26 protein-coding genes are annotated in these 23,266 nt (G+C 60.2%); 18 read left to right on the top strand and 8 right to left on the bottom strand.

The annotated features are described in order from the left end of the window. Positions 1-167: 167 nt before the first annotated feature. From AC13RC_RS19825 to AC13RC_RS19815, 3 genes are read right to left on the bottom strand one after another with little or no spacing between them, the layout of a single operon-like run. Positions 168-1,358, bottom strand: a complete 1,191-nt coding sequence (locus AC13RC_RS19825; RefSeq protein ID WP_488558204.1) for an aromatic amino acid transaminase — start codon at positions 1,356-1,358, stop codon at positions 168-170. A gap of 17 nt (positions 1,359-1,375) precedes the next feature. After that, on the bottom strand, positions 1,376-2,593 hold the full coding sequence (locus AC13RC_RS19820) for a dihydrolipoamide acetyltransferase family protein (protein ID WP_488558203.1): 1,218 nt from the start codon (positions 2,591-2,593) through the stop codon (positions 1,376-1,378). Positions 2,594-2,595: 2 nt separating this feature from the next. Next, entirely contained in the window at positions 2,596-4,674 is a 2,079-nt protein-coding gene (locus AC13RC_RS19815) for an alpha-ketoacid dehydrogenase subunit alpha/beta (RefSeq protein WP_488558202.1), read from the bottom strand. A 118-nt stretch (positions 4,675-4,792) separates the two neighbouring features. Between AC13RC_RS19815 and AC13RC_RS19810 the strand changes: the two genes are divergently transcribed. The 11 genes from AC13RC_RS19810 to AC13RC_RS19760 all read left to right on the top strand — a co-directional run bounded on the left by AC13RC_RS19810 (position 4,793) and on the right by AC13RC_RS19760 (position 14,326). Beyond that, positions 4,793-5,272: an Lrp/AsnC family transcriptional regulator gene (locus AC13RC_RS19810; protein WP_069610127.1), complete on the top strand. Its 480-nt coding sequence runs from the start codon at positions 4,793-4,795 to the stop codon at positions 5,270-5,272. Between the two features lie 83 nt (positions 5,273-5,355). Then, entirely contained in the window at positions 5,356-6,246 is an 891-nt protein-coding gene (paaX, locus tag AC13RC_RS19805) for a phenylacetic acid degradation operon negative regulatory protein PaaX (protein ID WP_488558201.1), read from the top strand. Between the two features lie 299 nt (positions 6,247-6,545). Beyond that, positions 6,546-7,550 carry a 1,2-phenylacetyl-CoA epoxidase subunit PaaA gene (gene paaA, locus AC13RC_RS19800; RefSeq protein WP_488558200.1) on the top strand — a complete coding sequence of 335 codons (1,005 nt, stop codon included), beginning with the start codon at positions 6,546-6,548 and terminating at the stop codon, positions 7,548-7,550. A gap of 30 nt (positions 7,551-7,580) precedes the next feature. Continuing rightward, positions 7,581-7,865, top strand: coding sequence for a 1,2-phenylacetyl-CoA epoxidase subunit PaaB (gene paaB, locus AC13RC_RS19795; protein ID WP_028745698.1), 285 nt, complete (start codon positions 7,581-7,583; stop codon positions 7,863-7,865). After that, positions 7,865-8,647 carry a 1,2-phenylacetyl-CoA epoxidase subunit PaaC gene (paaC, locus tag AC13RC_RS19790; protein WP_488558199.1) on the top strand — a complete coding sequence of 261 codons (783 nt, stop codon included), beginning with the start codon at positions 7,865-7,867 and terminating at the stop codon, positions 8,645-8,647. Before paaB ends, paaC begins: the two co-directional genes overlap by 1 nt. Positions 8,648-8,656: 9 nt before the next feature. Then, positions 8,657-9,181 (top strand): 1,2-phenylacetyl-CoA epoxidase subunit PaaD, encoded by a 525-nt coding sequence (gene paaD, locus AC13RC_RS19785; RefSeq protein WP_488558275.1) that lies wholly within the window; start codon positions 8,657-8,659, stop codon positions 9,179-9,181. 22 nt (positions 9,182-9,203) lie between these two features. Beyond that, a complete protein-coding gene (paaE, locus tag AC13RC_RS19780) occupies positions 9,204-10,280 on the top strand; it encodes a 1,2-phenylacetyl-CoA epoxidase subunit PaaE (RefSeq protein WP_488558198.1) in 1,077 nt (358 codons plus the stop codon). A 24-nt stretch (positions 10,281-10,304) separates the two neighbouring features. Then, positions 10,305-11,060 carry a Phenylacetic acid catabolic protein gene (locus AC13RC_RS19775; protein ID WP_488558197.1) on the top strand — a complete coding sequence of 252 codons (756 nt, stop codon included), beginning with the start codon at positions 10,305-10,307 and terminating at the stop codon, positions 11,058-11,060. Between the two features lie 70 nt (positions 11,061-11,130). Then, the gene (gene paaZ, locus AC13RC_RS19770; RefSeq protein WP_488558196.1) at positions 11,131-13,188 is read left to right on the top strand and encodes a phenylacetic acid degradation bifunctional protein PaaZ; all 2,058 of its coding nucleotides are present in this window, start codon (positions 11,131-11,133) and stop codon (positions 13,186-13,188) included. A gap of 4 nt (positions 13,189-13,192) precedes the next feature. Then, complete coding sequence (locus AC13RC_RS19765) at positions 13,193-13,711, top strand: acyl-CoA thioesterase (RefSeq protein ID WP_488558195.1); 519 nt, start codon at positions 13,193-13,195, stop codon at positions 13,709-13,711. Continuing rightward, positions 13,712-14,326, top strand: coding sequence for a phenylacetic acid degradation protein PaaY (locus AC13RC_RS19760; protein WP_488558194.1), 615 nt, complete (start codon positions 13,712-13,714; stop codon positions 14,324-14,326). A gap of 9 nt (positions 14,327-14,335) precedes the next feature. Here AC13RC_RS19760 and AC13RC_RS19755 read toward each other — a convergent pair whose 3' ends face one another. The 4 genes from AC13RC_RS19755 to paaG form a co-directional block, all read right to left on the bottom strand. Further along, positions 14,336-14,932 carry a TetR/AcrR family transcriptional regulator gene (locus AC13RC_RS19755; RefSeq protein WP_488558193.1) on the bottom strand — a complete coding sequence of 199 codons (597 nt, stop codon included), beginning with the start codon at positions 14,930-14,932 and terminating at the stop codon, positions 14,336-14,338. Positions 14,933-15,038: 106 nt separating this feature from the next. Further along, on the bottom strand, positions 15,039-16,346 hold the full coding sequence (gene paaK / locus AC13RC_RS19750) for a phenylacetate--CoA ligase PaaK (protein ID WP_488558192.1): 1,308 nt from the start codon (positions 16,344-16,346) through the stop codon (positions 15,039-15,041). Between the two features lie 104 nt (positions 16,347-16,450). Then, positions 16,451-16,894, bottom strand: a complete 444-nt coding sequence (gene paaI / locus AC13RC_RS19745) for a hydroxyphenylacetyl-CoA thioesterase PaaI (protein ID WP_488558191.1) — start codon at positions 16,892-16,894, stop codon at positions 16,451-16,453. Then, positions 16,891-17,679, bottom strand: coding sequence for a 2-(1,2-epoxy-1,2-dihydrophenyl)acetyl-CoA isomerase PaaG (gene paaG, locus AC13RC_RS19740; RefSeq protein ID WP_488558190.1), 789 nt, complete (start codon positions 17,677-17,679; stop codon positions 16,891-16,893). The genes paaI and paaG overlap by 4 nt, the downstream gene beginning before the upstream one ends. Positions 17,680-17,793: 114 nt before the next feature. Here paaG and AC13RC_RS19735 point away from each other — a divergent pair, with 114 nt between their 5' ends. Continuing rightward, positions 17,794-18,033 carry a 3-hydroxyacyl-CoA dehydrogenase NAD-binding domain-containing protein gene (locus AC13RC_RS19735; RefSeq protein WP_488558189.1) on the top strand — a complete coding sequence of 80 codons (240 nt, stop codon included), beginning with the start codon at positions 17,794-17,796 and terminating at the stop codon, positions 18,031-18,033. A gap of 189 nt (positions 18,034-18,222) precedes the next feature. After that, positions 18,223-18,882: an acyl-homoserine-lactone synthase gene (locus tag AC13RC_RS19730; RefSeq protein ID WP_488558188.1), complete on the top strand. Its 660-nt coding sequence runs from the start codon at positions 18,223-18,225 to the stop codon at positions 18,880-18,882. Here the strand turns inward: AC13RC_RS19730 and AC13RC_RS19725 are convergent. Further along, positions 18,872-19,603: a helix-turn-helix transcriptional regulator gene (locus AC13RC_RS19725; protein ID WP_113329414.1), complete on the bottom strand. Its 732-nt coding sequence runs from the start codon at positions 19,601-19,603 to the stop codon at positions 18,872-18,874. The genes AC13RC_RS19730 and AC13RC_RS19725 overlap by 11 nt on opposite strands. 515 nt (positions 19,604-20,118) lie before the next feature. Here AC13RC_RS19725 and AC13RC_RS19720 point away from each other — a divergent pair. The 5 genes from AC13RC_RS19720 (at position 20,119) to AC13RC_RS19700 (ending at position 23,265) form a co-directional block, all read left to right on the top strand. After that, entirely contained in the window at positions 20,119-20,562 is a 444-nt protein-coding gene (locus tag AC13RC_RS19720) for a hypothetical protein (protein ID WP_488558187.1), read from the top strand. After that, a complete protein-coding gene (locus tag AC13RC_RS19715) occupies positions 20,559-20,987 on the top strand; it encodes a hypothetical protein (protein WP_145319344.1) in 429 nt (142 codons plus the stop codon). Before AC13RC_RS19720 ends, AC13RC_RS19715 begins: the two co-directional genes overlap by 4 nt. 16 nt (positions 20,988-21,003) lie before the next feature. Then, the gene (locus AC13RC_RS19710) at positions 21,004-21,603 is read left to right on the top strand and encodes a TetR/AcrR family transcriptional regulator (protein WP_246661165.1); all 600 of its coding nucleotides are present in this window, start codon (positions 21,004-21,006) and stop codon (positions 21,601-21,603) included. Between the two features lie 291 nt (positions 21,604-21,894). Next, a complete protein-coding gene (locus AC13RC_RS19705) occupies positions 21,895-22,068 on the top strand; it encodes a hypothetical protein (RefSeq protein ID WP_488558186.1) in 174 nt (57 codons plus the stop codon). Between the two features lie 294 nt (positions 22,069-22,362). Further along, entirely contained in the window at positions 22,363-23,265 is a 903-nt protein-coding gene (locus tag AC13RC_RS19700) for a LysR family transcriptional regulator (protein ID WP_488558185.1), read from the top strand. Position 23,266 lies beyond the last annotated feature (1 nt).

The following is a 23,266-nucleotide window of genomic DNA, read 5'->3' as shown; positions in this document are numbered from 1 at the left end:
CCCACACGCGCTCGGTCCGCTTAAGGGCAGAGCATAGCGTTCGGGCAGCAGTGGAATCCGGATGCTTGTGCCGAGTTGGATGCGCGGCAAAAGCTACGGGCCGGCGAGCCGATTGGCGCGTCGCAATCACGTCTCTACGCGAAACGCCGGGCTATTTGGGCGTATGTTCAGGCAAGATAGGGACCGACGCGCTCCGCGACGGATGCGACATCCGTAACACGCATCCCTGCCACGTTGATCCTGCCGGAATCCGGCATGTAGATGCCGTGTTCGGCCCGAAGCTGCCGGACATTTTCCGGAGCGATCGGCAGAAGGGAGAACATGCCTTCCTGCGAAGTGATATTGGCGAGATCGGGACGGAATTGTGCAAAGGCTTCGGCGGCGGCACGGCGGATTTCGGCTATGCGGTTGCGCATTTCGCTGAGTTCATCGACCCAGGCCTGGCGCCGCGACGGGTCCTGCAGGATCGCGGCAACAATAGCAGCCCCATGCGCTGGCGGCATGGAATAGCTGGCGCGGGCATAGCTCGCCAGATTGCCGATGCCCTTGTTCAACGGCGCCTGCTGATCGCCGAAGAGATAGACCGCGCCGGTGCGCTCCCGATAGAGTGAGAAGGATTTGGAGCAGGAGACGGCAACCATCGCCTCGCCGACCGCTTCGATGACATCGATCATGCCTGCTGCATCTTCGACCCGGCCGTGACCGAGGCCTTGATAGGCATTGTCGAAGAGCGGCAGCAATCCTTTGTCGGCGACGATCTCGGCGATGTCGCGCCAGTTCTGCAATGATAATCCTGCGCCTGTCGGATTGTGGCAGCTCGTTTGCAGCAGCACGGCATCGCCGGATGCTGCGTTGCGCAGGGTCGTCAGCATCTCGTCAATGAGAATAGCCTGCTTGCCGATGTCAAAGAAGCGATAGGTTTCGACCTGAAGGCCGACCGCGGCAAAGATCGCCTGATGGTTGACCCATGTCGGTGTGCCCATCCAGATCTTGCGCCGCTTGTCGAGGGCAAGCAGTTCCGCAGCCAGACGCAGAGCGCCGGTGCCGCCAGGGGTCTGAATTCCCGCGACTGGCTTGCCGCCGTGGCGTTCACCGAAGATTTCGCCGGCCAGCGCGCGCAGAAAAGCATGATCGCCCTCAGGGCTGATATAGGATTTGGACTCTTGGGTTTCCCAAAGATGGTGCTCGGCCGCCTTGACGGCTCTCATGACCGGTGTGTGGCCCGTTTCATCGCGATAGACGCCAACCCCGAGGTCGGTCTTTCCGGATCGCGGATCCGCCGCGAACTTGGCAATCAGTTCAAGCAGCGGGTCGGGCTTCTGTTCCGTAAGGCTATCGAAAAACGCTGTCTTGTTCATTTGCTCCTCCCTCGTGCTCATTGCGGCCAATCCTGCAGAACCCGCACGAATTCCGTCAGCCACGCATTCGTTTGATGCCCATCCAGGGAGCGATGGTCAATCGTCAGGGACACGTAAGCCATCGGGCGGATCTGTATCGTATCGACCCCGTCGACCTCCCGTACCACGACGCGCTTTTCCAGCTTGCCGATGCCGAGGATGGCGGATTGTGGCTGGTTGATGATGATCGGGGATGCGACCAGCGAGCCGGAAACGCCATGATTGGAAATGGTGAAGGTTCCGCCTTTCAACTCCTCGCCCTTCAGGGCGTTGGAGCGTGCCCGGTTCGTCAAATCCTGGAGCCTTGCGGCAATCGCCTCCAGCTGGAGATTCTGCGCCTGCCGGATGATCGGCGCGACCAGGCCCTTGTCGCCCAATGCGATGCCGACGCCGATATTGACATCGGCGAAGATCTCCAGGCCGTCATCATGCCACTGGCTGTTGACTTCGGGTACGAGTTTCATGGCCGCAACGGATGCTGCCACGAAATAGGCGGTGTAGGAGAGGTTTACGCCCTCGGCCTTCAGGCGATCTTTGTTGTTTTCGCGATGACGCATGATCGCCGTGAAATCGGCCTCGAAAATGGCGGTGACCTGCGGTGCCGTCGCCAGGGATTGGGCCATATGCCTTGCGATCGAAAGCCGCATAGCGGAATGGGGAACGATGCGAGATTTGCCGTCAGCCGCGGCTGACGGCGAGGTCTGTCCAGCCTCAGTCTGCTGCGACACTGACGCAGATGGATGCGGCCTGGCGGTTTCCAGCGCATGATCCATATCGGCTCGTGTGACCCGTCCGTCCCTACCACTGCCCTTCAGACTAGCCGGGTCGATCCCGTATTCTTCGGCGGCCTTGCGAACGGCAGGTGAATAATAAGCGGCGGCGAAGGCCGTGGCAGGTGAGGCCGACTGTATCTGCAACGGAACCTCGGCCAATAGCGCTGCACCACCGTTTGCATTTTCGATGCTCATCCGTCCGAGGATCGCGCCGGGCGTGGCATCATCGCCATCCTCCATCGCGATTTCGCTGAGGATGCCGTCGCATGGCGCCGGTATCTCTTGGGTGACCTTGTCGGTTTCCAGCTCGACGAGCGCATCGCCTTCCTTGACATGGTCGCCGATCCGCTTCAGCCAGTTTCGGACAACCGCTTTCGTGCCCTCCTGTTCGATCGGAGCCGTGATTTCGATGATACCAGTCATCCCTAAAACTCCAGTATGTCGGCAATGCGCTTGGCGATCCGGTCCGTCGAGGGCACGGCCCAATCGAGAAGAGCAGGATTATGCGGGCTTGGAATATCGGGCATGGTGAGCCGGGAGACCGGCGCATCGAGATCCGTGAAGGCTTTGTCCGCAATGACGGCGGCAATCTCGGCACCGAAGCCCGCGACTTCGAGGTCCTCGTGGACGATGAGGCAGCGATGTGTCTTGGCAACCGAAGCGAGGACGGCTTCCCGATCCCAGGGCATCAATGTGCGGAGATCGAGGATATCGGCAGAGATACCCTCGGCTGCTTCCTCGCAGCGCTGCACCATGGCGCCCCAGGTGACGATGGTGATATCGCTGCCGGTTCGTGTCCGCTTTGCCTTGCCGAAGGGCAGCGCGAAATTATCGCCGGGATAGGGACGCCGGGCCCAGGCGTCATCGAGCATGGCCCGATGCTCGAAGAAGATGACGGGGTCATTGCCGCGGATCGAGGTGCGCAACAGGCCGACCGCATCTTCGGCGTTCGAGGGAACGGCGACCTTCCAGCCAGGTTGATGGACGAAGGCCACTTCGTTGGTTTGGCTGTGCCAGGGGTCGCCGCATTTGAAAAAGCCGCCGGGCATGCGCACCACGACGGGGGCGGCAAAACGGTTGTTGGTGCGCCAGCGAATAGTGCCGCAATCGTTCAGCTGTTCGGTCGCCGGTTCGGCATATTTCCGGAACTGGATTTCGGGAACGGGGACGAGCCCGGCGAGCGCCATGCCAACCGCACGGCCGATGATGCCCTCTTCGGATAGCGACGTATCGAAGACGCGCTCGTTGCCGAATTTTTCCTGCATGCCCAGGGTGACGGCGTGGACGCCGCCTTTTGGGCCGACGTCCTCGCCGAAGATTACGACGCGCTCGTTGATCGACATCTCGTGTTCGAGCGTTCTGCGGATTGCTGTGACCATGTTGATGCGCGGCCCGGACGTCTCCGGTTCGCTTGTCGTCGCCGGTGCGGAATAACCCATGGGATGCTGGCCGCCCATCGTCTGCATGTCGCCGTCGAAGAACACATGGCGGGTCACGGAGGAGGGGTCGGCGACCGGCCTCTTTTCGGCTTGCGCACGGGCGTTTTCGGCTGTCTCGCGCGCGTCGCTTTCGCAGACATCCCATTCCTGTGCTGTCATCACGGCGGGAACGAGGAAATCTTTCAGGCGCGGCAGGGGATCGCGCTCCCATTCGCGCCTCACGGTTTCCTCGCTCTTGTAGGCCTGCGTGTCCTGAAAACTGTGGCCCTCAAGGCGCGGAACCGTGAGCCTGAGAAGCGCCGGCTTGCGTTCGTCACGAACGAAGGAGACGGCATCCTGCACCAGATGCGCAGCTTCGGCGGGGTTGCAGCCGTCGCCATCGAAGATTGCGAGGTTTTTCCAGCTCGCGAGATTGGCGGCGATATTCCCTCCCGGCGTCTGCACCGTCGAAGGCACCGAGATGCCAAAGCCATTGTCCTCGATATAGAACAGCATCGGCAGTGCTTGCGTGGTTGCAGCGGTCAGCGCCGACCAAAAGCCGTTCGAGGCAACCGAGCCGTCGCCGCCAAGCACGACGCCGATGTCGCGTGCGTATTCCGTGCGCCCGAGCGTGGTGGCATAGTATTTCATCGCCTGTGCCCAGCCGGCCGTCGGCGTGTATTGCGCACCGACGCCGCCGCACATGGGCAAGGCCGAGGCGCCGGAACGGTTTGGATAGTTGAAGACGACACCGATGTCGCGGCCGTCGGAATAGCCGCCGGCGCGGCCCATGGCTGAACCCAGCGCATCGGCCGGATCGACGCCAAGAGAAAGCAGAAGTGGCCGCGAGCGATAATAGCCGCAGGTCGCGTCGTGCAGGCCGGTCAGCTGCATTCCAAGAAGGATTTGCGCCATGTCATGGCCGCGTGCGGAAAACTGGTAGAGAACCTTCTTTTCCGGAACGAGGCGCTTCTCCTCCATCTCGTCGAGAGCCCGGGAGAGATGAACGAGATAGGCAACCTTGCGCCAGTCGATGTGATCGTCGGGCGAGTTCCGCTCGTGGCTTTTGAAGGCAAGCTGGGCCATGTGATCCTCCTACAGATGGCTCAACTATTTTAATTCAAGCGTCAGCTCTATTCCTTTCATTTTGACAGGCTTTGTCGTAGCTTTTGAAAGACATGTTTCATAAGTGGCGGATTTCTGAATGGAAGATTTCGATCTTGATCACGTCGACAGAGCGATTCTGCGCGTCCTGCAGGAGGAAGGCGATATCAGTCAGGCGGCGCTGTCAGAAAAGGTCGGCGCATCGCCTGCCTCTTGCTGGCGAAGGATCAAGGCATTGGAAAGCGCGGGCGTGCTCGGCCGGACGGTTCGCCTTGTCGATCCCGACAAAATCGGCAAGGGGCTGAATGTCTTCTGCCAGGTCAAAATGAAGACCCATGATCCACCGACCCGCCGCGATTTCGAACAGTTCATCGCCAGCTATCGCGAGGTGCTGGAATGCTACTCCATGTCGGGAGAGTGGGATTACCTGATCCGCGCGGTTGTTGCCGATGTCAGGGAATATGAGGGGCTTTTGATGCGGGGTATCCTGACCCATGAAGCCGTGCTGAGCTCGTCGTCGCACTTCTCGCTGAAATGCGTCAAATACACCACGGCGTTGCCGACGAATGTGTCACGATAAAGCCTCTGTCCGTACTCGCCTTGAATAGTGCGAGCGTCTCACGCTAATAAGCCCTAATAATTCAGATGCGGAGCAGGGTTGGAGTGTCGGCTGATAACGTCAAACTCGGCCATGATTTGAGCGAAGCGGTTGCGGCGCTCCTTATCAACTTGCCGATAAAAGCGGCGAGCTTCATCGTGACAATCTACGGCGATGTTATCGAGCCGCGCGGGGGCGTCGTCTGGATCGGCAACCTCATCGAGACGTGCAAGAGCGTCGGGATTACCGAGACACTGGTGCGGACCGCAGTGTCGCGATTGGTTGCGGCGAGTCAGCTTGTGGGCGAGCGCGAAGGGCGCCGCAGCTTCTATCGGCTGACCGACGCCGCTCAAGCTGAATTCGTCGAGGCTGCCAGCCTGTTCTATGGGCCGCAGCCCGCGGTTCGATGGCAGTTCGTCCTCATCAACGGACCTGCGCCGGAAGAGATTATGCAGGGCCTTGAGCGGGAGGGGTTTGCGAGGTTGAACCCGCGCCTGGCAGTGGGAACGCATCCCGCACCGCCCCTGCCGAGCAACGTCGTCGTCTTCGACGCGCAGTTGGCGACCGAGAACGGCGCATTGCGGGAATTTGCCGAAGAGGCCTGGAACCTGCCGCGTTTCGCAGAGGCCTATCGCGAATTCATTGCCCGGTTCGGTTCATTTTTCAAACGCGGCGGAAATTGTGCCGCGCTATCGCCGTTCGATTGCCTGATTGCGCGGCTGCTGCTCGTGCATCAATATCGCCTGATCATGCTGCGTGAGCCGCATCTTCCCAAGTCTGCGCTGCCGGATAATTGGCCGGGCGAGGAGGCGCGGCGGCTGTTCGCCGATCTCTATCTGCTTTTGTCGAAAAAAGCCGATGCTTATGTTGGCCGCCATTTCATCAATGAGGCAGGCAAGCTTCAAGAGACCACGCCGGCGAGCCAGAATCGGCACGAACGTCTCAAGTCCCTCTGAAGGGTCAATCCTCTCAGTAACATAGCGAAGCAGTTGCCTCGCTGCACTCTTTGATAGTCTAAAATGTCACAAAAAATTTGGAAAATTCATTTGTACTGTGACATATCTCATGTTAATACAGTGACCGATCGGTCGGTTAATGCATTTGCCGCGGGATCGCTGTTTCGTGGAGGAGAACGAGAAACAGGCTTATACTGGCGGTGCCGTAACGCGGCGGCCTTGCTGATGCGCTTCGAGACAACCCCGGGCCTGCGATCATTCTCGAGCGCGTCGGACGCGCGAAGACGGAGGAAAGATCAATGTATGCACAGATGGTGAAAACCGACGACGCCCGCATCCGCTCCCTCGACGAGATGGATCCCCAGGAGCGCGCCTTTCAGGAGCGCGTCGATGCCGGCCAGAAGATCGAGCCGAAGGAGTGGATGCCGGAAGGGTACCGCAAGACGCTGATCCGCCAGATCAGCCAGCATGCTCATTCCGAAATCGTCGGTCAGCTGCCGGAGGGTAACTGGATTACCCGTGCTCCGACGCTGGAACGCAAGGCGATCCTGCTTGCCAAGGTGCAGGACGAAGCTGGCCACGGCCTGTATCTCTATTGCGCCGCCGAGACGCTCGGCATCAGCCGCGACGAGATGTATGAGCAGCTGCATTCCGGCAAGGCCAAATATTCCTCGATCTTCAACTATCCGACGCTGACTTGGGCTGATATCGGGGCGATCGGCTGGCTGGTCGATGGCGCCGCCATCATGAACCAAGTTCCGCTGCAACGCTGTTCCTACGGCCCCTATTCGCGGGCCATGATCCGCATCTGCAAGGAGGAAAGCTTTCATCAGCGCCAGGGCTTCGACATCCTGATGAAAATGGTGAGGGGCACACCGGCGCAAAAGGCCATGGTGCAGGATGCGCTGAACCGCTGGTGGTGGCCGTCGCTGATGATGTTCGGCCCTTCGGACGATGCCTCCGTACATTCGGCCCAGTCGATGGCCTGGAAGATCAAGCAGAATTCCAATGACGAGCTGCGGCAGAAATTCGTCGACCAGACGGTACCGCAGGCGGAGTACCTCGGCCTGACCGTCCCCGATCCCGATCTGAAGTGGAACGTGGAAAAGGGTGGTTACGATTTTGGCGAGCCGGACTGGGAGGAATTCTTTAACGTGATCGCCGGCAACGGCCCCTGCAACGCGGAACGGCTGAATGCCCGCAAACAGGCATGGGACGATGGCGCCTGGTTCCGCGACGGTCTGACGGCGCATGCCGAAAAGGTGGCCGAGCGCCGCGTTGCCGCAAAGATTGCCGCCGAATAAGGCGGCTCGAAAGTTCAGGGAGTGAGAAACATGTCCAGCGAATGGCCGCTTTGGGAAGTCTTCATCCGTGGTCAGCATGGCCTCAACCATCGCCATGTCGGCAGCCTGCATGCGCCCGATGCCGAGATGGCCATCAACAATGCCCGCGATGTCTATACCCGCCGCAACGAAGGGGTCAGCATCTGGGTGGTGCGATCCTCCGACATCACCGCCAGCGCGCCCTCGGAAAAGGGCCCGCTCTTTGATCCCTCTAATTCCAAGGTCTATCGCCACCCGACCTTCTTCGACATTCCCGATGAAGTGGGGCATATGTGATGGCGACTGCTACCCTTGAGCCGGTGGCCGCTCAGGCCGATCTCGTCGAATTCCTCCTGCGCATCGGCGACAACACGCTGATCTTAGGCCACCGCGTTTCCGAATGGTGCGGCCGCGGACCGGCGCTGGAAGAGGATATCGCGCTCGCCAACACGGCGCTCGATCTCATCGGCCAGACGCAGCTCTGGCTCACTCTGGCGGGCGAGGTGGAAGGCAAGGGCCGTTCGGCCGACGAACTCGCCTATCTGCGCGACGGCTACGAGTTTCGCAATATCCTGCTGGTCGAACGCCCCAATGGCGATTTCGGCAAGACGCTGATGCGGCAATTTCTGTTCGACGCCTGGCACTATCTGCTGCTGAAAGCGTTGAAAGGCTCGGCCGACCGACGCGTTGCTGAGATCGCCGAGAAGGCTTTCAAGGAAGTCTCCTATCACCTCGATCGCAGCCGCGACCTGATTATCCGCCTTGGCGACGGTACGGCCGAAAGCCATCGTCGCATGCAGGAAGCCTTGGACGAACTCTGGCCCTTCACCGGTGAAATGTTCGTTGGCGATGCCGCCGATGCGGCACTGGCACAGGCCGGCGTGATCCCGGAACCGCAAAGCCTCAAGGCGGGCTGGGACGAGATCGTCTCCGATACACTTACCGAAGCGACGCTGAAACGCCCGGCAGATGGCTACATTCACAAGGGCGGCCGGCGCGGCGTTCACACCGAGCATCTCGGCTATCTCCTGGCCGAGATGCAGTTCCTGCAGCGCGCCTATCCGGGCGCGACTTGGTAGGAGGCTGACATAGTGACCGCGCTGCATCCTTCGGTCGACGAGGTCTGGCACTGGCTGTCGGAAGTGCCGGACCCTGAGATACCGGTGATTTCGCTGACCGATCTCGGCATCATCCGTGATGTCGAGTGGCGGAAAGATACGCTTGTCGTTACGGTGACGCCGACCTATTCGGGCTGTCCCGCAACGGCGGTGATCAACCTCGATATCGAGCGTGCGCTTGCCGAAAAGGGTCTCGATCGGGTGCGTCTCGAGCGCCGGCTGTCGCCGGCCTGGACGACGGACTGGATCAGCGCCGAGGGCCGAGAAAAGCTGAAAGCCTATGGCATTGCCCCGCCGATCGACGGTACGGCGGCCGACGGCATCCTGATGAAACGCATCGACCGACTTGCCGGCGGCTCCAACCTCACGATCGCCTGTCCGCGCTGCGGATCCGTGAATACCGAGAAGATCAGCCAGTTCGGCTCGACGCCCTGCAAGGCGAGCTATCACTGCACCGACTGTCTGGAACCGTTCGATTACTTCAAGTGCATCTGACCCATAGGGAGAGGGCCCGCTCATGGCACGTTTCCATCCCCTGACCGTCACCGATGTGCGCCGCGAGACGCGCGATGCGGTCGTCGTCACGCTTGCGCCATCCGAGGAGCATCGGGCCGTCTTCGATTTCACGCAGGGCCAGTACCTGACCTTCCGCCGCAAGTTCGATGATGAGGAGCTGCGCCGCTCCTATTCGATCTGCGCCGGCAAGGATGAAGGCGTATTGAAAGTCGGCATCAAGCGCGTGGACGGCGGCTGTTTCTCGACCTGGATCAACGAAAAACTGAAAGCGGGCGACACGCTGGAAGCCATGCCGCCGATGGGAGCCTTCTTCACGGCGATCGAGCCGGACGCGGCAAAACACTATCTCGGCTTTGCCGGCGGCAGCGGCATCACACCGGTTCTCTCGATCATCAAGACCGTGCTGGCGCGCGAGCCACGCTCGGTCTTCACGCTGGTCTATGCCAACAGGCAGATCAGCTCGATCATGTTCCGCGAAGAGCTCGATGATCTGAAGAACCTCTATCTCGGCCGCCTATCGGTGCTGCACATTCTTGAAAGCGAAGCGCAGGAAATCGATCTTTTTACGGGGAGGATCGATGCGGAAAAATGCAGGGCGCTCTTCAAGAGCTGGATCGATATCAAGTCGGTCGCGACAGCCTTTATCTGCGGTCCCGAGCCGATGATGCTGGCAATTGCCGCGGCGCTGCGCGAGCACGGCATGCGCGACGACCAGATTAAATTCGAACTTTTCGCCTCCGCGCAGCCCGGCCGCGCGCGGCGCAAAGTGGAACAGGCCGCCGGCGCGGACCAGGACGCGGCGTGCGAGGCGACGGTCACGCTCGACGGCGCGACGCGAACGTTCAAATTTCCCAAGCATGGCCAATGCCTGCTCGATGCCGCGCTCGAAAATGCGATGGACGTGCCTTACGCATGTAAAGCCGGCGTTTGCTCCACCTGCCGCGCCAAGATTCTCGAAGGCGAGGTGGAGATGGAGGTCAACCATGCGCTCGAAGATTACGAGGTGCGCCAGGGCTATGTGCTGACCTGCCAGTGCTACCCGCTCACCGACCGCATCGCCGTCAGCTACGACCAATAGGATCGCATCGAAGGGAGGAATGAGATGTCCGAGACGATGCCGATCGAGCAATATCTGCAAGAGGGTGGGATGCTCTCCTCGCCGGACAATGTGTCTCCTCGCTATCGCGGCGAGCTCTTGCGTCTGATGGCGAGCTTTGTCGATAGCGAACTGGCCGGTTCCGCCGGCTTTGCCGATATCATCAACGATGCCCCAGGCATTCAGGAGCGCATTTCCGCAGCACGCATCGTGCTGGAAAAGACCGATCATGCCGGTCAGGTCCTGAAGATCATGGAGACTTTCGGCGTCGATGGCGAGCGCTATGCCATCCACCATCCATGGGCGGTGCGGCTCGCCCGCGACGCCGATATAGGTGCTGTGAGGCACGGCGGCGATATGCGGCTTGCCGTGTTCCACTACCCGCTTGAAGGTTGGATGGATGCAGTCGTCATGAATGTGCTCATGGGTGCTGCCAGTGTCGTGCAGTTGAAGGAGCTGGCGCGCGTCTCCTACCAGCCGCTGGCCGAAACCTTCCGTGCCATCCTGCCGCGCGAAAGGCGGCACGCCGAACTCGGTACTGCCGGTCTTGGCCGCATCGTCGCCGCTGATGAGGGGCGGGCCAAGGCGCGCGCTTCCGTCGCCTATTGGTATCCCCGTGTTGCCGCAAGCTTTGGCCATGCCGGCTCGGCACGCTTCGAAATATTGTCGCGCTTCGGCCTGCGACATCAGCCCAACGAAACTTTGCTTGCGGAATGGCGTGACGATGTCGATGCGCAGCTCTCTGCGCTCGGCTTGATCTAGGTGATTCCAGGAAAGCCGCATGGCGGTTTCGGTTCGGGATTGCCGGAAAAGATGAAGGAAGGAAACACGGATGAACATCATGGCAAACCAGCCGCGCCGGCTTGAAAGCTATGTCGGGGGCACCTGGGTCGCCGGCGCCAAGGAAGGCGTGCCGCTGCTTGATGCGTCGACCGGCGCGCCCGTCGCGTTCATCGATTCCTCCGGTATCGATTTCAAGCAGACATTAGTCCATGGCCGCGACAAGGGCGGACCGGCACTGCGGCGCCTATCCTTCCATGAGCGCGCCGCAATGCTGAAGGTGCTTGGGCAGGCGCTGCTCGAGAGGAAGGAAGAGTTCTACGCGCTCTCTACGGCGACGGGTGCCACGCGTGCGGACAGCTGGGTCGATATCGAAGGCGGCATCGGAACCCTGCTGTCCTACGCTTCCAAAGGTCGGCGCGAGCTGCCGAATGCACGCGTGCTGCTCGATGGCGATGCGGAGCAGCTCTCCAAGGATCAAAGCTTTTCCGCCCAGCATATCCTAAGCCCGCTGCAGGGTGTTGCCGTTCACATCAATGCCTTCAACTTCCCCTGCTGGGGCATGCTGGAAAAAATCGCGCCGACTTTGCTTGCCGGCGTTCCCGCCATCGTGAAACCGGCGAGCCAGACAGCCTATCTCTCCGAGCTGATGGTTCGCCGTATCATTGAAACAGGCCTGCTGCCGGAAGGTGCGCTGCAGCTTGTTTGCGGCTCGGTTGGCGATCTCCTCGATCATGTCGAAGGCCAGGATGCGGTGACCTTTACCGGCTCTGCCGCAACCGGCCAGCGTCTGAAGATGCACAGGGCGATTATCGAAAACTCCGTGCGTTTCACCATGGAGGCCGATAGCCTCAATGCGGCCGTTCTCGGTCTCGATGCTGCTCCTGGCACGGAGGAGTTCGATCTCTTCGTCAAGGAGGTCGCCCGTGAGATGACGGTCAAGGCCGGACAGAAGTGCACCGCCATCCGACGCGTCATTGCGCCCCGTTCCTATAGTGAAGCGCTGATTGCCGCGTTGAACGACCGCCTCGGCAAGATGGCGATTGGCAATCCGGCCGATGAGACTGTTCGTATGGGGCCGCTTGCAAGCCTCGGCCAGCGTGAGGAAGTCCGCGCTCGCATTCGGGATCTCGCCACCGAGGCCGAGATCGTCGGCGGCGATCCCGACAATCCGCGCGTCACGTCCGGCGATGCCAGCGCCGGCGCCTTCCTCAATCCGGTTCTGCTTTATTGTGACAGGCCGGGCTCGGCGCGTGCCGTTCACGATGTCGAGGCCTTTGGCCCCGTCAGCACCGTCATGCCCTATGATACGGCGGAAGAGGCGGTCGATCTGGCACGGCGCGGCAAGGGCAGCCTCGTTGCCTCCGTCTTCACCAACGATCCGCATTTTGCCGAGGAAGCGGTTCTCGGTCTGGCACCGTTCCACGGCCGCGTCATGATCGGCAACCGCTTGAGCGCCAAGAGCTCCACCGGTCATGGTTCACCGCTGCCGGGCCTCGTTCACGGCGGTCCCGGGCGTGCCGGCGGTGGCGAGGAGCTCGGCGGTATCCGTGGCGTGAAGCATTACATGCAGCGCACTGCAGTTCAGGGCACGCCGCGTCTGCTCTCGGCCGTGACAGGACGCTGGATGGATGGGGCGGATGCGCGCACCGGCAGCGAGCATCCGTTCCGCAAATCGCTTGCCGAGCTAAAGGTCGGCGATCAGCTCGTCACCGCCACGCGCACCGTCACGCTCGACGATATAGAGCACTTCGCCCATTTCACCGGCGACACGTTCTATGCTCATATGGACGAGGAGGCGGCCAAGGCCAATCCGTTCTTCGAGGGCCGGGTGGCGCATGGCTATCTCATCGTCTCTTTCGCGGCAGGCCTTTTCGTCGATCCGGCTCCAGGCCCGGTTCTCGCAAATTATGGGGTCGACAATCTCCGCTTCCTGACACCGGTCAATCCGGGTGATACGCTCCAGGTGCAGTTGACCTGCAAGGAGATCAATCCCCGCATCAATGCCGAGCACGGCGAGGTGCGCTGGGATTGCAAGGTGACCAACCAGCTGGATGCCGTCGTCGCGCAATATGACGTTCTGACGATGGTAGCGAAAACAAGAGAGTGAATGCATGACGACGATTGAGCAAGACCCGCATCGCCTGGAAATGACCGTGCTGATGACGCCCGATATGGCGAATTTCAGCGGCAAGGTGCATGGCGGCGCCCTTCTGAACCTGCTCGATCGCGTTGCCTTCTCCTGTGCGTCGCGCTATTCCAAGCAATATGCCGTGACGCTGTCGGTCGATCAGGTGCTGTTCAAGGAGCCGATCAATGTTGGCGAACTCGTCACCTTCCGCGCCTCGATCAACGATACCGGCCGTACCTCCATGGAAGTCGGCATAAGGGTGGAAGCGGAGAATATCCGTTCCGGCCAGCGCCGCCACACCAACTCCTGCTATTTCACCATGGTTGCCGTCGACGAGGCCGGTCGCCCGGTTCGAGTACCCGAGCTGGTGCCGGTAACATCAATTGATATCCGCCGTCATAAGGCAGCCCAGCTTCGCCGCACCTTGCGCCGCGAATTCGCGCAGCGGCTGGAAGCGGTAGCCGAAACCGGTCGCGACGTGGAAGGTTTGGGAGCCGACTGAATGGCGCAAATCTATTCCTATGACGGCTTGATCCCGGTCATCGATCCCTTAGCCTTCGTGCATCCGGCCGCAACCGTCATCGGCGACGTTATCATTGGCCCGGCCTGTTATGTCGGGCCGGGCGCCGTGTTGCGCGGCGATTTCGGGCGCATCGTGCTCGAGCGCGGCTCGAACGTGCAGGAGACCTGTGTCGTCCATAGCTTCCCGAATCTGGAAGTTGTGATCGGCGAGGCGGGGCACATCGGCCATGGCGCTGTGCTGCATGGCTGCCGCATCGGCGCCAATGTCATGGTCGGCATGAATGCCGTCATCATGGATGAAGCCGTTATCGGCGAGAATGCGATCGTCGCTGCCATGGCCTTCGTCAAGGCCGGCGCCGAAATTCCGGCTAACAGTCTAGCTCTGGGATCGCCGGCGCGCGTCGTGCGTGAGCTTACGGCAGATGAGATTGCGTGGAAGCGCCAGGGTACCGCCATCTATCAGCGCCTCGCACTGGAGGCAAAGGAGAAGCTGACGGCCGTCGAGCCGCTCACCGCGGCCGAGCCTGATCGCCGCCGCGTCCGCGCGCCGGAATATGATCCTCTTATTCTCGAACGGATGAAGCTCGGCGATTGAGGCGCGATATCAACGGACGGCCTTGACCCCTTCAAGGATGAGGGTGGTGGCGATATCGGCATATTCGTCGCGGGTGATCGGGCCGTTGGGACGGAACCACATATACACCCAGTTCATCATGCCGAAGAGCGACATGGTGACCGGCATCAGCAATGGCTTGTTCTTGTTGAGATCAGGGTTGAGGTCCTGGATCACACTGGAGAAGCGCTTGACGATGCGTCGCTCGATCGTCCTGATCTCCGACAGCTGTTCCGGCGAGAGCGCATGCGTGCCGTTAAGCTGAACCTGATGTTCGTTGTCCGCGCCTTCGTAATTTTTCAATACGGCTTTCACGAGCAGGCGCAGCCGTTCCTGCGGCGTTACATCGGTGCGATCGGCTGCTTCGATTGCGCTTTCCAGCTCTGTCAGATGCGTCTGCACGATATCGAAGATCAGCGCATCTCTGCCGGGATAGTAATGATAGAGCAGGGCCTTCGAGACGTTGCTGTGCGAGGCGATCATCGACATGGAGGCCTTCTCCATGCCAACCTCGGCAAAGACCGCCGCAGCGCTTGCCAGGATGCCGCGCTGCTTTTCCTCGAAATCAACTGCGCGCGTGCGTGCCATGTGATCCTGCTCTGCTCATTGCCGATTGACCTTATCCATGCCTAATGGTCGATGCTTCCTATACACGATCAAATCCTTGTCGGGCTATCCGCTACGACACCAATCATTATTTCGGGCGGTTGTCGACCACACGCTTTGCCTTGCCCTCCGAGCGGACAACGCCGCCCGGCGGATGCACGGCGATCTTCGTCGAGACACCGACCACGCTCTTGATGTGATGGGTGAGTTCCTTTGCCGAAACGCCGCGCGCGATTTCGTCCGCCGCCTCCAGCGTGCATTCGACATGAACGGTCATGTTGTCCATGCGGCCGGAGCGCGTCAGCTCGATCTGGAAGTGCGGCGAAAGCCCGCGGCATTTGAGGATCTGCTCCTCGATCTGTGTCGGGAAGACATTGACCCCACGCAGGATCATCATGTCGTCGGAGCGCCCCGTCACCTTTTCCATGCGGCGCATCGAGCGTGCCGTGCCGGGCAGCAGCCGCGTCAGGTCGCGCGTGCGGTAGCGGATGATTGGCAACCCTTCTTTGGTCAGCGTCGTAAACACCAGCTCGCCGAGTTCGCCATCTGGCAAGATCGCGCCGGTGACGGGATCGATGATCTCCGGATAGAAATGGTCTTCCCAGATGTGCAGCCCGTCCTTGCTCTCGACGCATTCGCTGGCAACGCCCGGACCTATGACCTCAGACAGGCCATAGATGTCGACGGCATGCATGTCGAAGGCGTGTTCGATTTCCTCGCGCATGGCGTTGGTCCATGGCTCTGCGCCGAAGATGCCGACGACAAGCGAACTTTCTCGGGGGTCGATGCCCTGGCGGCGGAATTCATCGAGGATGGACAGCATGTAGGAGGGGGTAACCATGATGATGCGCGGCTTGAAATCCTGGATCAGCGTCACCTGCCGTTCCGTCATGCCGCCGGAGACAGGGACGACCGTGCAGCCGAGCTTTTCCGCGCCGTAATGTGCACCAAGGCCACCGGTGAACAGGCCGTAGCCGTAGGCGACATGCACCAGATCGCCGGCCCGGCCGCCAGCGGCCCGGATCGAACGCGCAACGACGCTCGCCCAGGTATCGACGTCCTTGGCGGTATAGCCGACGACGGTCGGTTTACCTGTTGTGCCGGAGGAAGCATGGAGCCGGGCAAGCTTTTCGCGCGGCACCGCGAACATGCCGAAAGGATAGGTGTCGCGAAGATCCTTCTTGGTGGTGAAGGGGAATTTGGCGAGATCGGACAAGGCCCTCAGATCGGAGGGATGCACGCCCGCATCATCGAAGCGTTTGTTATAGAAGGGCGAATTCTCATAGGCATGGGTGAGCGACCACTTCATGCGTTCGAGCTGCAGCGCGGAAATCTCGTCGCGCGAGGCTATCTCGATCGCTTCCAGCTCGCTGGCTCGCGGAGAAAGGTTTTCCATGAATGTCTCCTCCAGAAATGCTTGTCCTCTTGTCTCTTCCCCATTCCGGCCGGAGCACCGCTGCGCATTTTTCCGGGTAATGCTGTGCGCTGCCGGCATGAACCCTATTCCGGCAGAAGCGTGCCCTTGACCGTTCGCGAGTGGCCGCGGAATTCCGCAATCTGCTCGCCCTGCTGATTGGTGATCGCAATGTCGTAAATTCCGCCGCGGCCGCGGCGCGACACCTCCCGCGCCGTCGCCCTCAGCAGGTCGCCCCTGAAGGCTGGCGCGATATAGGTCACCGAACAGTGCTGGGCGACGGTGCGCTGGTTGTAGCTGTTGCAAGCGAAGGCGAATGCCGAATCGGCAAGCGTGAATATGTAACCGCCATGACAGGTGCCGTGACCATTCGTCATCGCTTCGGTGATCGCCATCGAGAGCGTAGCCTCACCCGGTGCTACTGCAAGCAGCTCCATTCCGAGATGGCGGCTGGCATTGTCTTCGTCCCACATGGCTTTTGCGCAGGCTTCGGCAAGCGCCTCTGGGGAAAGCGTGTCGGCCATGCTCATTTGCCCTTGAACTCCGGCTTGCGCTTTTCGAGGAAAGCCGTGACGCCCTCGGCATAGTCGGCGCTGCGGCCTGCTTCGCGCTGAAGGTCGCGTTCAAGATCGAGCTGTTCGTCGATCGAATTTGTCGCTGCCGCCTGAATGGCGCGCTTCGTCAGGCCGAGGCCTTTTGTTGGGCCGGCGGCGAGCCTGATGGCAAGCGCCTTTGCCTCATCCATCAGCGTTTCATCGTCTACCACGCGCCAGATCAGGCCCCAACTGGCCGCCGTTTCCGCATCCAGAGGCTCAGCCGTCAGCGCCAGCGCCTTAGCGCGGGCTTCGCCGATCAGCCGCGGCAGGTTCCAGGTGCCGCCGGAATCCGGCACGAGGCCGATTTTCGCGAAGGCCTGGATGAAGCGGGCGGAACGGGCGGCGATCGTGATATCGCAGGCGAATGCGATATTGGCGCCGGCGCCGGCGGCAACGCCATTGACCGCGCAGATTACTGGCTTTTCCAGACTGCGAATGAGGCGAAGCAGGGGATTGTAGAAAGTCTCGATCGTATGGCCGAGATCCGGAGTGCCTTTGCGCGGATCGCGATCGCCGAGATCCTGGCCGGCCGAAAAGCCACGACCGGCTCCCGTCAGGAGAACCGCGCGAACATCCGCATCCTGATGTGCACGCTCGAAGCCGGCGCGCAGCGCGAGATGCATTTCCTCGTTGAAGGAGTTGAGTTTGTCGGGTCGATTGAGCGTGAGGCTCAAGACGCCATCGGCAAGCGCCGACAGAATGGTGTCGGATTCGGACATGTTTCCTCCCTGCCGCCCTTTCGATGGCGACGCAAAACTCTTGCATAAACCGACCGGTCAGTCAATTATAAATGCAATGATTGACATGAGGACCATGACCGTCAACGTTCACGCATGAAGGTGCGATGGCCCTCATCGTCCTATCTTGATCCGGATGAAATTAGCGAAGGACTTGTGCAGCCGGAGCGCTTCTTGAGGCTGCATTTCTTCGGTCCCGCCTATGTCACGAAGCTTCTGAAGATTGTGCCGGCCGGGAAAACGGTCACGGAAGTCCTGGCGATCGGCTTAACACTGGCGCGGCTGCCCGATGTATTATGGGCAAACCCGCGGCCTTGCCGAAATCGTTGCGCTTGAAAGTCGTTAGCGCGCCGAATGTCCGCAAGCCCTGCATGCCGACGGGAGAGGTCGCGGGAGCGGTGGAGCCTCTGCCTTGCTCCGCACCCCTCGATTCTAAAGGCTACTCGCGGTCACGCAATCTGGCGGAATCGATATATTGAAGCCTGGCTCCAAGGTGCTTTGTTAAGGCAAAATTTGGAGACGCTGATGCTACAGATACTGACCCGACGAGACCGCAATGCGGCGTCCTCGTATTTCACTCAGATGTTCCGCGCCCGCGCGCTCGTCTTCCGTGATCGAATGGGGTGGGATGTCAACGTTGAAGGTGGTTTGGAGATTGACCGCTTCGACGACGAGCACGACCCCATCTACCTGGCCGTGAAGGAAGAGGACGACGAGCTTACGGGTTCGCTGCGGCTGTTGCCGACAACGAGCGAGACGATGCTTTCGAGCGAGTTCCAGCATTTTTTCAACGAGGATCTCGATATCTGCAGCCCTTCGATCTGGGAGTGCACCCGGTTTTGCGTGCATCCTCCGCTCCAGGCCGGACATCCGTCGTCGCAGACAGCCGCCGTCGAACTGCTGTCCGGTCTTTGCCGCCTGAGCTTGAAATCGGGCATCGAGCACATCATGGGCGTCTATGATGCATCGATGATCGGGGTTTACCGAAAGATCGGATGGTCGCCGACGCCGCTTGCGCGTTCGCGGCCGGAGATCGGCAACCTCTATGTCGGCCTCTGGGAGGTGAACGAGGAGTCCGATCAGCGGCTTGAGCAGCGGCTGAGGACGATGCGCGGCAAGGATGACAGGACCCCCATCTTGCAATTCGCATCTTCGTCGCCGGGGAATATTCAGTTCAGCTTTTGATGAGCTCAAGCGAAATTGCTTTCGCAATGGCCTGATTTGTGGTGCTGACGTGAAGTTTGCGGCGGCCGGAGCTGAGATACAGGCGCACGGCGCTTTCGGAAATTCCAAGAATGGATGTGATCTGCTTCGGAAGCAGGCCGTGCGCCAGCAGTTCCAGGCACTCGGTTTCCCGCTTCGAAAGCTTGCGTCCGATGCTTTGTTCTCGCAGACCGGACACGATCAATGACTGCTCATGCAGATAATAGGCGATCACCTGCAGATCGCCTATTATGCTGTTTCGCAATTGCTCCCAGTCGCCGCTTTTCAGATTTGAGGTAACTGTAAAAAGCGATCGCTCGCCGTGAGGCCCTCGAACGACCAGCGTCAAGCCGTAGCGCCCGACATCAAAGGCTTCGGCTTCGCGGAAAAAGGAGATGCTTTGCGGCGACTTCAGATCGAGGGTCGACCAGTCGAAGGGCAGAAATCCGTTGCGTCCGGCTTGAACAACGGGATCGATCGAGAAGTAATCGTGCGCTATATATGTGTCTACCCATTCCGGCGGGTAGGTCAGCAGGAGAAGCGGGTTTTGCTGCGACAGGGCGGCGATTTGCGTCACATGAAAGGCTGCGTTTGCCAGGCCGTATAAAGAACAGAACTTGAATAAGAACTGTCGCAATTCATCGATGTCATTTGCCTGAGCTATCTCAGACAAGCAATGAGATTGACGTGATCCTGTCAACATAGTCTCACCATAGAAGCCGAAGTGAAAGCGGTGCTCGGGCCATGCGCAGCGCGTCTGGGATGTCTTTCAAAGTTTGAAGGTCATCCTGGCGCTCCGGCCGCACTCTCAGCTATTCAGAAGCCAACTTTTCGCGGGCATGATTGGGCTCTTAAAATTGTCGAAAACATAGTCGCTGCCAATCATATGAGGGTTGTGTTGTCGCACCTTTGGATACACGCGGAAGATACAGGTCCAGTCCCCTCGCCATATGTCCATACGCGCCATATAACGTTTCGCCAAGCGCGCGCTGCTTCCCACGCGACCATGCCGGTTTAAGGCCGGACAGGGTGCAAGCTCCATAATATCAGGCTCGAAGAATGTCCTTCCTTTACAAATGACCGACGGTCAGTCATATATGTGGGCTATCACTGTCAGGTTTTAAGGGGCATGCGAATGGTCGTTCGTATTGAGAATGTGGGAGGCTCAACACAGAGCGACGCCTGCTTCCGATTTGCCGCATCGAGGGGTATCCGGTCATGATCCGTCACGATCTCAGCCATTGGCCGCTCGTGCTTTCCGCCGCTCGCGGCGCGATGTCGCTCGATGAGCAGCTCGCCTTCTTTTCGGATTGGGACGCCTGGCTCGATCGCGGCGAATCCTTTTCGACATTGCGCGTCTTTACCGATGCCGAGGCGCTCAAGCGGCCTGAGGGCGGCGCAAAGGATGCAAAGGTCTGGCTTCAGGCCAATGGCGAGCGGATCAGGCAGTTCGTCATCGGCATGGCGACCGTCGTACCGTCGGAGGCTCTCGAAGAGATGAGCCGCATGGATGCCGAAAAGCTATTCGGAATTCCCGCGCAGATGTTCGATGACGTCAATGAGGCGGCGATGTGGCTTGCTTCCCTTTCGGCAGCGCAAGGAAGACCACTGGACGTCGGTGGGGCGCTGCGAGGTCTGGCAGCTTTGCGCGGGCTGTCATGAGCGGGCAAATATCGATGTTGCCCGAGGGTGATGAGACTCATTGGCCGCTCGCGATACTGGTCGCCGAAACGCCGCTTGATGTCGACGGCATGCGCGCGGGCCTCGATATGATCGAGAGCTGGCTGAGACGCGAACAACCTTTTGCTCTCCTCCTGGTCGCGGCTTGCGGATGCGCGTTTCAAAGAGATGTGGCTGTGCTGCCCATGCTGGCGCAGCGGCTGGATCTTGTTCGCGAGGCGCTTTGCCGCTCCCTTCTCGGGGTCGCAGTTGTCGCCCCCGCATCCGCGCTCGATGACGCTCGGCGCAGTCTTGCTCGTCTTCCGCTCGATATGCCGTTAGAAGTCTTTGAAAAGGGCTCGCTTGCGGTAAGGTGGTTGTGCGCATCCGCTCTCTCGCCAGCGGGTATCATCATCGACAGCCTATGAACAGCGAGGAGAACCCGTGACCGTTACAGATCGTCCGCGTCCGCGCACCAAGCCGCCGGAAATTCGCCGTGAGGAATTGATGGATGCCGCGCAGAGACTGTTTCTGGAGAAGGGGTTTGCCGCGACCAGTGTTGCGGAGATCGTCGATGCCGCAGACGTCGCCAAGGGTACTTTCTACCTTTATTTTCAGACCAAGGACGATGTCCTTAAAGCCCTGCAAGCGCGGTTCGTCGAGCTCTTTTGCGAGAGGATCGATGCCGTCGCCAGAGCGTCCGCCTCTGACAGTTGGGTGCGGCGGCTCGACGTTTTGATGGAGGCCTGCGTTCTCGGCTATCTCGACGAGGTCGCGCTTCACGATCTGGTATTTCAACAGTTTCAGCCGACGAAGCGGGACATGAAACGTGCCAATCCTCTTGTCAGTCGCCTCACGTCCTTCCTTGTCGAAGGTCATGCTGCCGGCGCGTTCGCCTTCGTCGATGCCCGGCTCACGGCCGTCATGCTGTTCAATTCCATGCACAGTGCGGTGGATGACTGTCTGGCCGATGGATCGGATGTCGACCGGCGGAGGCTGGTGGCAGCCGTTACCGACTTCTGCCGACGCGCCGTCAGCCCCTAAGACGAAAGAAATGGCGGCGAGAGACGTTGGACGAATGGAAGCACCCCCTTCGCGGAGGAAAAAGCAGTGCGTATGATGTCTGTCTCGGCAGGGCCAATTGCGCAAATGGTCGGTACGGTGGGTCTTCTCGCTGCCGCCCACATGGTGGCGTTTTGGAATGACCGCTACCGCACTTTTGCAGAGAGAAGTGTGGGCTGATGACGAAGGCGAACTGAAGCCGGGATCGCTTGATAGCCTGTGTTGCACAGCCAAGCACGACGCGCGGATGCGCCTGAATAAATGGGGAGGGCAATGATTTGGAATCTCGAAGTCATTGTGGCCATCATCGGCAGCCTCGGTGCTGCCGGTATTGTCCTGTGGCAATTGGCGGACCCCGGCCGCCGCAGAAAGGAGACACGGGAGCGTAAGGATAACACCGACGCGATTGTGGAAGAGGTGCGGCAAACCCGAAACAAGGACGACTAGGATATAGCTCAGGCTTCCATCACAGTCTTTCAACCAAGTGAATGCGCGAAATTGCCTCACTGCATGCGGATATGATCCCCGCTAGAAATTGATGCGCTCCGGGCTTTTGGCGACAATGATCCTAGGGGCGGCGACATTGATCGCGCTATGGGGACTGTCGCGGCTTTCCAACAGGTCGGTGCTGCGCTGAAGCTATTTCGCATGGACATCCAGCCCAAAGCCGGTTGCCTCCTCGGGATACGCGACTTATTGAAACGGACAGCCGTGCGATTTCTCCAGGTGAGGCTTTGTAGAATGCCGTCTGTCACGCTTGCGCAAATGAAGGCCGTCGAAGCTTTGGCGCGCACGGGAAAGTTTTCCCGTGCAGCCGAGGATTTGGGCATCAGCCAGCCCTCGGTTTCGACGCAGATCCAGTCATTCGAAGAGCTGTGCCGCACGCGCGTCTTCATTCGGGATGGGCATAATGTCAGCGTCGCGCCATCGGCAGTCGATCTGATCGCCAAGATCCGGATCACGCTGAAATGCCTGAACGAGGTCGATCGCGCGATCACCGACACCACGTCTTTGAACTCGGGCACGATCTCGATCGGCTTCAGTGCGCATCGCCTCATCATGCCGGTCCTGATGGCGTTCGTCCGCGAATATCCTTCGCTGCGCCTGACGACACGGGGCGGGCCTTCGCTCGATCTCGCAGACGCCGTGCTGCGCGGCGAGCTCGATGTCGCCGCTATCTCGCAGGTGGCGCCCGACAGCCGTTTTTCCTCCCTGCGCCTGCATGAATCGCGCGTGGCGATTTATGGCCGCAGAGGCGATCCGATGCTGGCCAAGGGCCGGCTGACGCTCGGCGATCTCGATGGCCGCGATATGGTGCTCTGGAACAAGGCGTCCGGCACTCGCACGCTGCTGGAGGATGCGGCGAACAAGCGGGGCATACGCCTGAAGCCGGTGCTTGAAGTCGCGACGCTTGACGTTGCCTATGCTGCGGCGGCTGCCGGAATTGGGTTGGCGATCTCTATCGAAGGCGAGGTTCCGCCCGATGACCATATCGAGGTCGTGCCGCTGGTCGAGCCGGAGCTGGCCATCGGCCATTACCTCGTCACCCTGCCGGAATGCCGCGATCACGCCGCTATCCAGGCGTTTTTCGATGTCGCCAAGGAGCACGCGCGCGAAGTCGATGGCGGGATGCCTTCGAGTTGAT

Source organism: Martinezella sp. CNPSo 3890, from assembly GCF_057784455.1.
Note: the sequence above shows the minus strand (reverse complement) of the source record. Positions and strands in the feature narration are given on the sequence as shown.